8 protein-coding genes are annotated in these 12,342 nt (G+C 72.7%); 3 read left to right on the top strand and 5 right to left on the bottom strand.

The window, feature by feature from the left end; all coding sequences use genetic code 11:
- Positions 1-118: 118 nt before the first annotated feature.
- Both ACFYX4_RS29090 and ACFYX4_RS29095 read right to left on the bottom strand, forming a co-directional pair.
- Positions 119-1,987 (bottom strand): N-acetylmuramoyl-L-alanine amidase, encoded by a 1,869-nt coding sequence (locus tag ACFYX4_RS29090; RefSeq protein ID WP_389339822.1) that lies wholly within the window; start codon positions 1,985-1,987, stop codon positions 119-121.
- 339 nt (positions 1,988-2,326) lie between these two features.
- Positions 2,327-3,463: an aminoglycoside phosphotransferase family protein gene (locus ACFYX4_RS29095; protein WP_389339514.1), complete on the bottom strand. Its 1,137-nt coding sequence runs from the start codon at positions 3,461-3,463 to the stop codon at positions 2,327-2,329.
- Positions 3,464-3,695: 232 nt separating this feature from the next.
- Here ACFYX4_RS29095 and ACFYX4_RS29100 point away from each other — a divergent pair, with 232 nt between their 5' ends.
- The gene (locus tag ACFYX4_RS29100) at positions 3,696-5,204 is read left to right on the top strand and encodes a hypothetical protein (RefSeq protein WP_389339516.1); all 1,509 of its coding nucleotides are present in this window, start codon (positions 3,696-3,698) and stop codon (positions 5,202-5,204) included.
- 78 nt (positions 5,205-5,282) lie between these two features.
- Here ACFYX4_RS29100 and ACFYX4_RS29105 read toward each other — a convergent pair whose 3' ends face one another.
- Positions 5,283-6,731 (bottom strand): PP2C family protein-serine/threonine phosphatase, encoded by a 1,449-nt coding sequence (locus ACFYX4_RS29105; RefSeq protein ID WP_389339518.1) that lies wholly within the window; start codon positions 6,729-6,731, stop codon positions 5,283-5,285.
- A 427-nt stretch (positions 6,732-7,158) separates the two neighbouring features.
- On the opposite strand from ACFYX4_RS29105, the gene ACFYX4_RS29110 reads away from it, so the two are divergent.
- On the top strand, positions 7,159-7,581 hold the full coding sequence (locus tag ACFYX4_RS29110) for an SsgA family sporulation/cell division regulator (RefSeq protein WP_389339520.1): 423 nt from the start codon (positions 7,159-7,161) through the stop codon (positions 7,579-7,581).
- A gap of 323 nt (positions 7,582-7,904) precedes the next feature.
- Here the strand turns inward: ACFYX4_RS29110 and ACFYX4_RS29115 are convergent, their stop codons facing one another.
- Together ACFYX4_RS29115 and ACFYX4_RS29120 are read right to left on the bottom strand one after the other, a co-directional pair.
- Positions 7,905-8,918 carry a Gfo/Idh/MocA family protein gene (locus tag ACFYX4_RS29115; protein ID WP_389339522.1) on the bottom strand — a complete coding sequence of 338 codons (1,014 nt, stop codon included), beginning with the start codon at positions 8,916-8,918 and terminating at the stop codon, positions 7,905-7,907.
- Between the two features lie 99 nt (positions 8,919-9,017).
- A complete protein-coding gene (locus ACFYX4_RS29120; RefSeq protein WP_389339524.1) occupies positions 9,018-10,112 on the bottom strand; it encodes a chemotaxis protein in 1,095 nt (364 codons plus the stop codon).
- Between the two features lie 327 nt (positions 10,113-10,439).
- On the opposite strand from ACFYX4_RS29120, the gene ACFYX4_RS29125 reads away from it, so the two are divergent.
- Positions 10,440-12,164 (top strand): fatty acyl-AMP ligase, encoded by a 1,725-nt coding sequence (locus ACFYX4_RS29125; protein ID WP_389339526.1) that lies wholly within the window; start codon positions 10,440-10,442, stop codon positions 12,162-12,164.
- The last annotated feature ends 178 nt before the right edge of the window (positions 12,165-12,342 follow it).

Raw genomic sequence — 12,342 nt, forward strand, 5'->3', positions numbered from 1 at the left:
AGGTTTCCCATACGTCAGGCCCGACCGTCTCGCCGACCCACTCACCCATCGCCACATGACGAGTCTGGCCCTGCCGCTGACGCGGCAGGGCCAGAGCCCCAAGATCTTCATGAGCCTTCTAGGAAGCCGACACGCGCACGTCCGCCGCGCGGACGAACGCCACCCGGTGTCCGAACTGGATCTCGTAGTACTCGTCCTTGCCGACCACGACCTTGTGCGCGTCGGTGGCGAAGCTGACGGCGTAGTAGTACTCGCCCGGCACCTTGTCACCGACCACGTACTGCTGGCCCTTCGGCAGCCGGTACGGCAGCGGCGAGACCGCCTGCACCGGGACGCCCGCCGGGTAGGCCGACGCCTCCGGGTAGGCGCGCCCGTAGACCGGGACGCTGTCCAGGCCGTCCTTCGGGGTCACCACCACACCCTTGGCGGGCACCGCCGTCGGCTGCGCCGGCGGGTTGCGGAACCAGGCCTTCTGGCCGAGGTACCAGATCGCCGTCCAGTCGCCCCACCGGTCGGCGACCGCGTACTGCTGACCGGTGGAGACCCGCGAGGAGATGTCGTTGACGCCCGTGCCCGGCGTGGTGCCCAGACCGACGTCCTTGATCAGCGGGGACTTCTCGTCGTGGTCGGAGTACAGCCGTACGTCGCTGGAACCGTGCGCCGCGCATGGCTCGCCCGGGGCGACGCAGCCCGTGAAAACCGGCTGGTTGGCCGCGTAGTCCGGCCGGATCGTCACCAGGCCGCTGTTCTTGCGGCCCGTGGCCTTCACCGGACGGCCCAGCAGCTCGAAGTAGTGCGCCCAGTCCCAGTACGGACCAGGGTCCGTGTGCATCCCCGGCACCGTCGCCGTCGTCGGTCCCGGCACGTTGTTGTGGCCGAGGATGTGCTGCCGGTCCAGCGGGACGCCGTACTTCGCGGCCAGATACGTCACCAGGCGGGCCGACGACCGGTACATCGCCTCCGTGTACCAGGAGTCCGGGTAGGCCAGGAACCCCTCGTGCTCCAGGCCGATCGACTTGGCGTTGACGTACCAGTTGCCCGCGTGCCACGCCACGTCCTTCGCCTTCACATGCTGGGCGACATGGCCGTCGGTGGAGCGCAGCGAGTACTGCCAGGACACGTACGTCGGGTCCTGGACGAGGTTGATGACCCCTTCCCAGCCGCCCTCGGTGTCGTGGATGACGATGTACTTGATCGACTGGGACTTCGGACGGTCGCCCAGGTCGTGGTTGCCGTAGTCGTCGTCGCCGAACTGCTGGTACGGCGCCGGGATCCACTCGCAGGAGACGGTGCTCGGGCACTCGGTGCCCGCGGCGGCGGGCGCCCGCAGACCGGTCTGCCGCAGCTGCGCCGTCCTCGGCGCCAGGCGCGGCTGGGCGGCCAGCGCGACGCGCTGCCCGGCGTCGGTGGTGCGCTCCCCGCCGGTGCGGATCACGTCGTACACGTCGTGGGCGTACGCGGCGGCCGTCGCGCTGTCGTCGGCCCCCGAGAAGCGGGCCACCGCGCCGTACCAGTCCGCCGGGTCGGCGCTCAGCGGCACCCCCAGGTCGCGCTGGGCGAAGGCGAGGAGGGCGGCCCCGCCGGTGATGTTGGCCGCGGGGTCGGTGCGCAGGCGCTCGGGGCTCAGGCCGGTCAGTTCGGCGGCTTTGACGAGGGTGCTGAGCCGGGCCGGGACGTCGGCGGCGTTCGACAGGTCCGGCTGGGGGCGCAGGGCCGGGCGGGCGTCGTCGCCGCGCGGATCCTCCGTGCCCTCGCTGTGGTGCGGGGCCGTGGCGAGAGCGGTGCGGGCGTCGGTGAGGTGCATCGGGCCGTAGCCGCCGGTGACGCTCGGCGCGCCGGCGTGCCCGTCCCAGCGGGACTGGAGGTAGGAGACGGCCAGGAGCACGCTCTGCGGCACCCGGTACTCGGCGGCGGCGGCCGCGAACGCGTTCTGGAGCGTGGCCGAGGAGACGCGCTCGGGGCTCGGGGCGGCGCCCATCAGCGGCATCAGCAGGGCCGCCGAGGCGAAGGCGCCGGCGGTTCTGCGGGTGCGTCCGCGTCCGGCGGGGGAGTGGGGGGAGGGAACGGGTCCTCGCAATGCGGCCTCCTGGGACGAGCGAGCGGAGCGGGGCGTGCGGGGCCGAACGTGCGTTAGTCGTACCGGCTTGCCGACGATCCGTCAATCATGCCCACAGGCAGGCGATTTCCCTTGTCAAGAGGGGTCCGGCGCGTTTCGCGCCGACGGCGAGGACGGAAAGGTGAGGCACTGCGAACAGAGAGGTCCGCGGTGTGAACAGAAAGGTCCGCGGTGCGCCGCCGCTCTGGCGCACCGCGGACCTTCCTCCCCTCAGCGAGTGCCGACCGCCGCCCGAACGGCCCGTCGGGCCAGTTGGCAGTCGTCGTGCAGCCGCCGCAGCAGCAGCCGCTGCTCCTCGCCGGACGGCGCGGCGCCCGGGTGGGCCATCCCCGGGGCCGTGGGGGTCGTGTCGTGCAGGGAACGCTGCACGGCCGTCTCGTAGGTGCGGATCTCCCGGGTCAGGACCAGCATCAGGTTCACCAGGAACGCGTCCCGTGAGGCCGGGCCCGCGGACTGCGCGATCTGGCTGATCTGACGGCGCGCCACCGGCGCGTCGCCGAGGACCGCCCACAGCGTCGCCAGGTCGTAGCCCGGCAGGTACCACCCCGCGTGCTCCCAGTCCACCAGCACTGGACCGGCCGGTGACAGGAGCATGTTCGACAGCAGGGCGTCGCCGTGGCAGAACTGGCCCATGCCCTGCCGGCCCGCGGTCGCCGCGATGCCGCGCAGGAGTTTCTGGAGGTCGCCCAGGTCCCGGTCGGTGAGCAGACCCAGCTCGTGGTACCGGGAGATCCGGGCCGGGTAGTCCAGCGGCGCGTCGAAGGCGCCCGCCGGGGGACGCCAGGCGTTCAGCCGGCAGACCGCGCCGAGCGCCGCCCTGATGTCCGTCCGCGGCGGGGCCTCCACCGGGTGCCGCTGGAGCGCGGCCACCCGGCCCGGCATCCGCTCGATGACCAGGGTGCAGTTGTCCGGGTCCGCCGCGATCAGTCTCGGCGCCCGCACAGGGGGGCGGTGCCGGACGAACGTGCGGTATGCGCCTATTTCGTGCCTGATCCGCTCGGACCAGACGGGCGAGTGGTCCAGTAAACACTTGGCGACCGCCGTGCTGCGTCCCGTCGTGCCGACCAGGAGCACGGAGCGTCCGCTGCGGCGCAGCACCTGCACCGGGGCGAACTCCGGGCAGATCCGGTGCACCGACGCGATCGCCGTGCGCAGCTGCGCGCCCTGGGGGCCGGACAGGTCGAGTCTCCCGCTGAGCGGTTGCGTGCCGAGCCCCGCGGGGCGCCGGCCGCGGCCCGCGCCGAGCACGGGGGGCGCGGGCCGGGCGGGGTCGAGATACGGGCCGCCGCCCGGACGGATGCGCGGCGACCGGGGTGGGGCGGACACGGAGGACGATGCTGCGTACATGGGCGAAACAGATCCCTTCGTGTGCCGGACGTAAGAACGCTGCCCCGACCGGCCCTTACGGGTGCACCCTGGGGAATGTCCCTCGGCGACCGGGTCGGGGTGGCGCGTTCCTACCTGACACCCATCGCCCAGTGGCACACCATCTGGCGCACCCTGGCGAAACCCTGGCGAATAGTCGCCCGGCAACTTTTGCGGGCTACTGTCAACTCAGCCGAGAACCTGGGGGCTTGACGTGAGCGGACAACCCAACACCCGCCTGGCGGACCTGTTCGGCCTGGCCGGCTGGTCCAAGGGTGAACTCGCGAGGCTGGTCAACCGGCAGGCGGCGGCCATGGGCCACCCCCAGCTGGCGACGGACACCTCCCGGGTGCGGCGTTGGATCGACACGGGAGAGATCCCGCGCGATCCGGTGCCTCGGGTGCTGGCGGCTCTGTTCACCGAGCGTCTCGGCCGTGTCGTGACCATCGAGGACCTCGGTCTGGTACGGCACGGGCGCGCGGGGAAACGGCGGGGCGGCGGGAGTGCGGAACATCCCGACGGCGTGCCGTGGGCGCCCGAACGGACCGCCGCGGTCCTCACCGAATTCACGGGAATGGACCTCATGCTCAACCGACGCGGCTTGGTGGGCGCGGGTGCCGCGCTCGCCGCGGGCTCAGCACTCAGCAGCGCCATGTACGACTGGCTGCACACCGACCCCATCCTCTCCGCCGACGCACCCGTCGTCGACCATCCCCTCGTGCAGGCCGACTCGGCCGACTTCGACCGCTACGAGGCCGCTCCCGTCGGGACGGCGGAGGTCGACGAACTGGAGCGCTCGGTGGAGGTGTTCCGAGCCTGGGACGCCGCCCGCGGCGGCGGACTCCAGCGCAAGGCCGTGGTGGGTCAGCTCAACGAGGTGGGCGGCATGCTCGCCTACCACCACCCACCCCATCTCCAGCGGCGCCTGTGGGGCGTCGCCGCCAACCTCGCCGTCCTCGCGGGCTGGATGTCGCACGACGTCGGTCTGGAGCCCACGGCCCAGAAGTACTTCGTCATCGCCGCCCACGCCGCGCGCGAGGGGGGCGACCGGCCCCGGGCCGGTGAGGCGCTGTCCCGGGCGGCCCGTCAGATGGTCCATCTGGGCCGGCCCGACGACGCCCTGGACCTGATGAAGCTCGCCCAGTCCGGCTCCGGCGACGAGGTGCTGCCGCGGACCCGGGCGATGTTCCACACCGTCGAGGCGTGGGCGCAGGCCTCGATGGGCAAGGGCCAGGCCATGCGCCGCACCCTCGGCCGCGCGGAGGACCTGTTCGTCTCCGACAAGAGCGATGTGCCGCCGCCCAGTTGGATGCAGTTGTTCAACGAGGCGGATCTGTACGGCATGCAGGCCCTCGCCTACCGCACGCTCGCCGAGTTCGAGCCGGGCGCGGCGGCCCACGCCCAACACTACGCGGACAAGGCGCTGGCGCTGCGGATCGACGCCCAGGAGCGGTCGAAGATCTTCGACTTCCTGTCGATGGCCTCGGCCTGCTTCATCGCCGACGACCCCGAGCAGGCGGACCGGTTCGCCCGTCTCGCCCTGGTGTCGATGGGGCAGAACTCCTCGCGCCGCACGTGGGACCGGCTGCGCCAGATGTACCGGCTCAGCGCCGCGTACGCCGCCTACCCGAGCATCCACGAGCTGCGGGAGGAGATCCGGCAGGCGCTGCCGAAGACGTCGAGGGCGAAGGGGGGCAGCGGCGGCGACAGCGTCTCGCTGTGAGCCGGCCGGGAGGTCCGCCGTCGGTTCGGCCGGTGCCGGTTCGGCCGGTGTCGGGGCATCGTGTGCCGGCGAGGCCGGTCAGGAGGTCAGGGGGCGGTCGGGGGCCGGCACCCGGGCGACGAGCACGCAGGCGTCGTCCTCGCGCCCCCGCTCGCCGCACTCCTCCACGACCATCCGTACGCAGTCCTGCGCGGTGGGCGCCCCGTTCAGACGGGGGGCGAGGCCGAGCAGGCGGTCCGGGTCGGCCGGTGCGCCGCCGGGCAGCAGGCCGTCGGTGTGCAGCAGGAGCAGGTCGCCCACTTCGAGCGTCTCCTCGGCCTGTCCGTAGACGGCGCCCGGGGTGGCGCCGAGGAGCACGCCGTCCGGGGAGGTCAGCCGGCGTCCCGTCCCGTCGCGGAACAGCAGCGGGGCGGGGTGTCCGGCCTGCGCCCACAGCAGGGTGCGGCGGTCGGGGAGGTAGCGGCAGCATACGGCGCTGCCCAGGGCCGGTTGGGCGTTGGCGTCGAGTAACTGGTTCAGCCAGGACAGCAGTTGGGCGGGGCGGGTGCCGGCCATGGCCATGCCGCGCAGGGCGCCCAGCATCATCGCCATGGTGGAGGCGACGGCCGGTCCGTGCCCGGTGAGGTCTCCGACGCTCAACAGCGTCTCGCCGTCGGAGAGTTCGAGGGCGTCGTACCAGTCGCCGCCGATCGGCGAGTTCGCGTCGGCGGGCAGGTGGCGGGCGGAGAGGTCGAGACAGCTGGGGCCTCGGCGCGGCAGCCGCAGGGCGCCCCGGCCGGGCGGCAGCACGGCCTCCTGGACCTCTGCCGTCAACCGGTGCTCGGTGCGGGCCGCTCGGCGGTGGCGGCGTAACGACTCCTGGGTCTCGCTCACCTCCTGCCGGCCGCGACGGAGGTCGCTGACGTCCCGCAGTACGGCCCACATGGCGCAGGTGCTGCCGTCGGCGTCGACGACGGGCTCGCCCATCATGTGCACGGCGCGGACCACGCCGTCCGGCCGGACGACCCTGAACTCCCCGTCGATGGGACGGGCGTCGACGAGGCAGTCGGTGACCATGGCCGTGAGCGTGCGCCGGTCCTCCTCCACTACTAGGGAAGGGAGTTCGTCGAGGGTGAGCGGGGGAGCGGCCGGGTCGCGGCCGAGGATCCGGTACAGCTCCGCCGACCAGACGGCCTCGTCCGTGAGGAGGTTCCACTCCGCGCTGCCGACCGGGCCGATGAGGGCGTCGCGGTGGGCGGCGGGCGCCGCGCCGGGTGCGGGTGCGGGTGCTTGAGCGTTCTCGGCCTCCGACGTCGGGCCGTCCCGCAGTTGAGCCAAGTGCGCGTGCAGGTCGTCGAGTTGATGCAGCGCCAGGTCGCACAGCGCTCGTTGCCAGCGGCCCTGCGGGTCGGATCCGTCGTCCTGCGCGTCCCGTCGTACCGCGTCCACGTCGCCCTTGAGCCGTCGCGTCTGCGTGATCAGCGTGTCGACCGGGCCGCGTCCTGGCGGCTGGCCGGCGGGGCGGTCCGCAGAGAGATGGGACGGCATGACGCACTCCGATGGGGGGACGGGACGGCCGGGACGGACGGAAGGGGCCGTTACGACTCTCGCACAGCCCGCCACGCGGTGTAAGGGATTTGGCAACACACGATGCGGTGATGCTTCCGGCATATGCCACAGTCTTCACGGCCAGGTCACGGGGTGCGTTCGGCGTACGTCATGCAGGGGGTAAGTCGTAGTCGAGGTACGCGACTTGGTGGACGACGAGGGGCGTATGACGGGTGGTGTGCGGGTGTTCGGCGACCGTGTGTTCCCTCCAGCGCCGCAGAACGACGGGCCGGGTCCCTCGGGGCGTGCACTCGTGACACAGGTCACATCAATTCGTTACCGGTTTTGCGTAATGCGAAGGGCCCCTTCGAAGTCCTACAAGCACCATGCCGAAACGGCCGACCTCTCACCGCTGCGGAGACCGACCATGGACCTAGCCCACGTCACCGTCCAACAGTCCGCCCACGCCCGGCTCATCACCTCGGAGGAGCGGGAGGTGCCCGTCGCCGCGACGCTGCGCTACACCTCCGCCGATCCGCTCGCCGTGTTTCTGGACTTCCCTCCGGAAGCCGCGCTCCAGGGCGAGGCGGTCACCTGGACCTTCGGCCGCACGCTGCTGGAGGAGGGGCTGAGCGGGCCGGCGGGCAGTGGTGACGTGCAGATCTGGCCGTGCGGACGGGAGCGGACGGTGGTGGAGTTCCACTCGCCGATGGGCCTGGCCCTGCTCCAGTTCGACACGGCGGCCCTGCGCCGCTTCCTGCTCCGCAGCTACGCGGTGATCGCCCCGGGCAGCGAGGACGTCGGCGCGGCGGTCGACCGGGGGCTCGACGCCTTACTCGGCAACGTGTGAGACGGGTGGAGGGGTTTCGGTCGTAGCGCGCCGGGCGCGCCTGGCGCGGACGGTCTCTGCCGTACGGCACCGGGTCCGGCTGCGCCGAGCCCGGAGGGGCTTGCCTCGGCCGTACAGGGCGGGGCATCGCGCCCTGCGGTCCGGACAGTGCTGTGCCGTGTCGTGCCGGATTCTGCGGCCCGGCAGTGTCGTGCCGGAGTCTGCGGCTCCGGTTGTGCCGCGTCACGGCCGGCGACCTCCAGCCGTACAGCCCCGGGCTCAGCGGCTCAGTCGTACGGCCCCGGGCTCAGCGGCCTCAGCCGTACAGCCCCGGCTCCGCGGTCTCAGTCGTACAGGGCCGGGCGTGGGGCCAGGTCGATCTGGGTGCGGGCGCCGGTTTCGAGGGCGTGGACGCCGGCTTCGGCGACGGTGGAGGCCGCGTAGCCGTCCCAGGCCGTGGGGCCGGTGACGTGGCCCCGTCGGGTGGCGTCGACCCATGCCTGCACCTCGCGGTCGTAGGCCTCGGCGAACCGGACCAGGTAGTCCTGGGGCACCTCCGTGCCGGCCGAGCCGCGCCCGGTCACCAGCGGCCCGCGGTCGTCGCCGACGCGCACGCTGCCCGCCTCGCACACGGCCTCGCAGCGCACCTGGTAGCCGAAGCCGCAGTTGACGAAGACCTCCACGTCGACCAGGGCGCCGCCGTCGGTCTCGAAGAGCACGAACTGCGGGTCGAGGAGCCCCTCCGGAGCGCCGGCGGACGGGCGCGGCCGCAGCACCGTGACGGCGGTCAGCTCCTGGCCCAGCAGCCAGCGGGCCGCGTCGATCTCGTGCGACACCGAGCTGTCGATCAGCATCGCGCTGGTGAAGCCGGGCGGTGAGGAGACGTTGCGGTGGACGCAGTGCAGCATCAACGGCCGGCCGAGCCCGCCGTCGTCCAGCAGGGCCTTGAGCCCGCGGTACTCGGTGTCGTAGCGCCGCATGAACCCGATCTGGGCCAGCCGCCGGCCCAGCCGCGCCTCCGCCTCCAGCACGCGCAGCGCGCCCGCGGACTCCGGCGTCATCGGCTTCTCGCACAGCACCGGCAGCCCGCGGGCGAAGGCCGCGAGCAGCGCCTCCTCGTGCGCGGGACCGGGGGAGGCGATCAGCACGGCCTCGACGCCGGGCGCGTCGAGCGCCGCCTCCGCCTCGGTGTGCACGGCGACCCCGTCGATCCCCGCGACGGCCTCCCGCGCACGGTCCGCGTCGGGATCGGCGACGGCGGCGACCCTGGCGCCGCTCACCACGCCATCGAGGCGTCGTATGTGGTCGGCGCCCATGTGTCCGGCACCCAGTACGGCCACGCCCAGCAGGTCACCCATGTACGTCCGTCCTCCCGGCCTCCGGCGGTGATCACGCCGTAGGGTACGTCGCCGGGAGAAGCGCGGGGCGGGCCGCCTCGGAAGCGGGTCGGCGGCGCGTCAGTAGCGCAGCACCCCCGCCATGCCGGCCGCGTCGCCCAGCGCGCCGTCCGGGACGAACCGCACGTCGGCGCCCGTCTCCAGGCACTGCTCGACGATCTCGTCCACGATGTCCTCGCGGGCGTCGAGATCACCGCTCTCGGCCGGGATCAGATGGTCGCCGTCGTCGCGCACCGTGACGCGGTAGTTCTCCTCGACGGCCAGCAGCCGGACGCGGCCCTCGCGCGCGTTCTGCCACAGCTCGTCCACGCCGGCCGCGAAGGTCTTGTGGCCGCGCGCCGAGTCCAGCTCACGGGCCACGTCGGCGGTGTCCCGCCGGGCCTGCGCGTCGAGCACCGGGCGCACCGCCTGCCACACGGCGTCGGGGGTGGCGTGGGTGAGCCCGCCGTGCGGGACGTGCACCGCGTGCCGGGCGGCCCCGCCGAACTCGTCCAGCAGGGACAGCGCGGCCTGCTCGCCGGTGACGTACAGCGGCCGGGGGTTCTCGCGCAGCAGCCGGCCGAGGGCGGTGTCGGCGTCGCGCAGGAAGTGGCGGGTGCCCTCGTCGCGGAAGGTGCTCGGCAGGTCGCCGACGCGTTCCATGCGCTCGGCGTCGAAGTTCTCCCGGCTCCGGGCGAAGGGGAAGCCGCCCCGGCGCTCCTCGACGACCCGGTCGACGCCGCCGTTCCACAGTGTGACGCGGTCCGGCGAGACCGACAGCACCCAGAACGGCCGCTCGGCGGCCCGCGCGGAGACCAGGTTGCGGGTGAGGAAGGTGTCCGAGAGGACGACACGCTCGGGGACGGACCGGGCCAGGGACCACACCTGGTGCTCACCGGGCGCCGCGAAGATCACCAGACCGTCCTCGGTGTGCGTCAGGTCGACCTCGGCCAGCGCCCGGTCGAGCTGGTCCCCGACGTCGGCGCGCCGTTCCCGGGTGACCGACGGATCGGCCTCCAACTGCTTCTTCGCCTCGGCCACGACATTGCGCAGCCGCACGCGGTCCTGGGCGTTCAAGGGCTCGCGGCGGTGTGTCGGGGTCAGCACGGACACCGCGGGATAGGGCCGGGGGCGGCGCAGTTCGGAGAGGGTCGCGTGGCTGAGTGCGTGCTCCATATCAGCACGATAGGTCCGATTCGCGTACGGGGCATGGCGTGCCCGCTCCGGATGAATGCTTTAGAGTTCCAGCTTTCATCGGGGTCATCATGGGGGCGTTCGTGCATATGTGCGGCCAACTGTGTTTGGATACGCAGGGTTTACATGCGTTCGACACTCCGCACTCGTGAGCTTGTTATGGTGTTACTCGCCAGTAGCAAGCCTGGCGGGGGAGGCAACGGTCCGGCGACGGGGGCGGATCGACGTCACGCGTCCGAGGGGACCTGGTGATCGCGTCTCGAACGCCAATCCCCTGGCCACACATTCAGACAGGTGAGACTCGTCAACATGGCTCGTTCCCTGGTCGATCTGCTGACCACGCACGCCACGCACCAGCCCGACAGGACCGCCTACCGCTACCTCGTCACGGGGGACCCGGACGGAGAGGTCCAGGAGATCTCCTACGCCCGGCTGGCCACCCGCACCCGGGCCGTCGCCGCCTGGCTCCAGGAACGCGGACTCGCCGGCTCCCGCGCGATGCTGCTCTACCCGCCCGGCCTGGACTTCATCAGCGGCTACCTCGGCTGTCTCGCCGCCGGGGTCGTCGCCGTGCCCGGCGTGCCCCCGCAGGGCCGCGCCCACAACCACCGCGCCCTGACCCGGATGAAGCGTCTCATCGCCGACGCCGACGCCAAGGTGATCCTCGGCGACCGCCAAGTGATCGACGCGCTCGGCGCGATGACCGAGCACCTGCCCGAACTCGACGGCGTCACCTGCCTGGTCACGCGGGCCATACCCGACGAGGCCGCCGCCTCCTGGCGCGCACCCGACCTCACCGCCGACTCCGTCGCCTTCCTCCAGTACACCTCCGGCTCCACCTCCGCCCCGCGCGGCGTGGTCATCACCCACGGCAACCTGCTCGACAACGAGCGGATCATCACCGAACGCATGGGCCACACCCCGGAGGTGATCGAGGAGTACGGCCACGAACTGCTCGTCAGCTGGCTGCCCGTCTACCACGACATGGGGCTCATCGGCCCGGTCCTGAACACCGTCTACCTCGGACTCACCACCACGCTCTTCTCCCCGCTGCACTTCCTCCAGCGCCCCGACCGCTGGCTGCGGGCCGTCAGCCGCTACCGCCCGCACACCAGCGGCGGCCCCAACTTCGCCTACGAGCTGTGCCTGAAGCACGCCACCCCCGAACTCGTCGACGAACTCGACCTCAGTTCCTGGAAGGTGGCCTTCAACGGCGCCGAACCGGTGCGGGCCGCCACCCTGCGGCGCTTCACCGAGACCTTCGCCCCGGCGGGCTTCCGCCGCGAGGCCTTCTACCCCTGCTACGGCCTGGCCGAGGCCACCGTCATGGTCACCGGCGGCACCGTGGGCACGCCCCCCGTCCTCCTCGCCCCGGCCGACGGCGCCTCGGACGCCGACGCGTCCGCCATCGGCTGCGGACGGCCCGGTCCGGACCTGACCGTCGTCGTCGCCGACCCCGAGCGGCAGCAGGAACTGCCCGAGGGCGAGGTCGGCGAGATCTGGGTGCAGGGCGCCAGCGTCGCCAAGGGCTACTGGCGCAACGCCCTCGCCACCCGCGAGCACTTCCGCGCCACCCTGCCCGGCCACGAGGGCCGCTTCCTGCGCACCGGCGACCTCGGATTCCTGCGCGACGGCGAACTCTTCGTCACCGGCCGCAGGAAGGACCTCATGGTCGTCGACGGCCGCAACCACTACCCGCAGGACCTGGAACTCTCCGCCGAGATGTCCCACCCCGCGCTGCGGCCCGGCTGCACCGCCGCCTTCTCCGTCGACAGCGGCGACGCCGGCGTCGACGGTGAACGGCCCGTCCTCGTCGCGGAGGTCGACCCCGACGCGGCCGGCGAGGCGGAGAAGATCGTCGACCAGGTCCGGGGCGCCATCGGCGACGCCCACGGCCTGTCCGTGCACGACGTCGTCCTGGTCCACCCCGGCACCATCCCCAAGACCTCCAGCGGCAAGATCCAGCGCCGCGCCACCCGCACGGCCTACCTCGACGGCGCCCTCTCCGTCATCGGAGCACCCGCCACCGGATGACAACGGCCGCCGCCGGAACGCCCGTTCGGACCGACGGCGGCCCCCCGACCCTCGTGGTCCACCTGCGACCGTCGTGGTCCACCCCCGACCGTCGTGGTCCACCCGAGACCGTCGCAGTCCGCCCCTTCGCCCCGGCCGCGCCCGCCCTTCACGGCGTACGGCGCCCGCCGCGCACCCA

It is taken from the genome of Streptomyces sp. NPDC002328, assembly GCF_042890065.1.
GTDB lineage: Bacteria > Actinomycetota > Actinomycetes > Streptomycetales > Streptomycetaceae > Streptomyces.

What these genes read in the sequence shown, in the direction of transcription:
- ACFYX4_RS29110 (WP_389339520.1), top strand. Translation starts at nt 7,159, where the DNA reads ATGGACCTAGCCCACGTCACCGTCCAACAGTCCGCCCACGCCCGGCTC.
- ACFYX4_RS29115 (WP_389339522.1), bottom strand. Translation starts at nt 8,918, where the DNA reads ATGGGTGACCTGCTGGGCGTGGCCGTACTGGGTGCCGGACACATGGGC.
- ACFYX4_RS29125 (WP_389339526.1), top strand. Translation starts at nt 10,440, where the DNA reads ATGGCTCGTTCCCTGGTCGATCTGCTGACCACGCACGCCACGCACCAG.
- ACFYX4_RS29120 (WP_389339524.1), bottom strand. Translation starts at nt 10,112, where the DNA reads ATGGAGCACGCACTCAGCCACGCGACCCTCTCCGAACTGCGCCGCCCC.
- ACFYX4_RS29095 (WP_389339514.1), bottom strand. Translation starts at nt 3,463, where the DNA reads ATGTACGCAGCATCGTCCTCCGTGTCCGCCCCACCCCGGTCGCCGCGC.
- ACFYX4_RS29090 (WP_389339822.1), bottom strand. Translation starts at nt 1,987, where the DNA reads ATGCCGCTGATGGGCGCCGCCCCGAGCCCCGAGCGCGTCTCCTCGGCC.
- ACFYX4_RS29105 (WP_389339518.1), bottom strand. Translation starts at nt 6,731, where the DNA reads ATGCCGTCCCATCTCTCTGCGGACCGCCCCGCCGGCCAGCCGCCAGGA.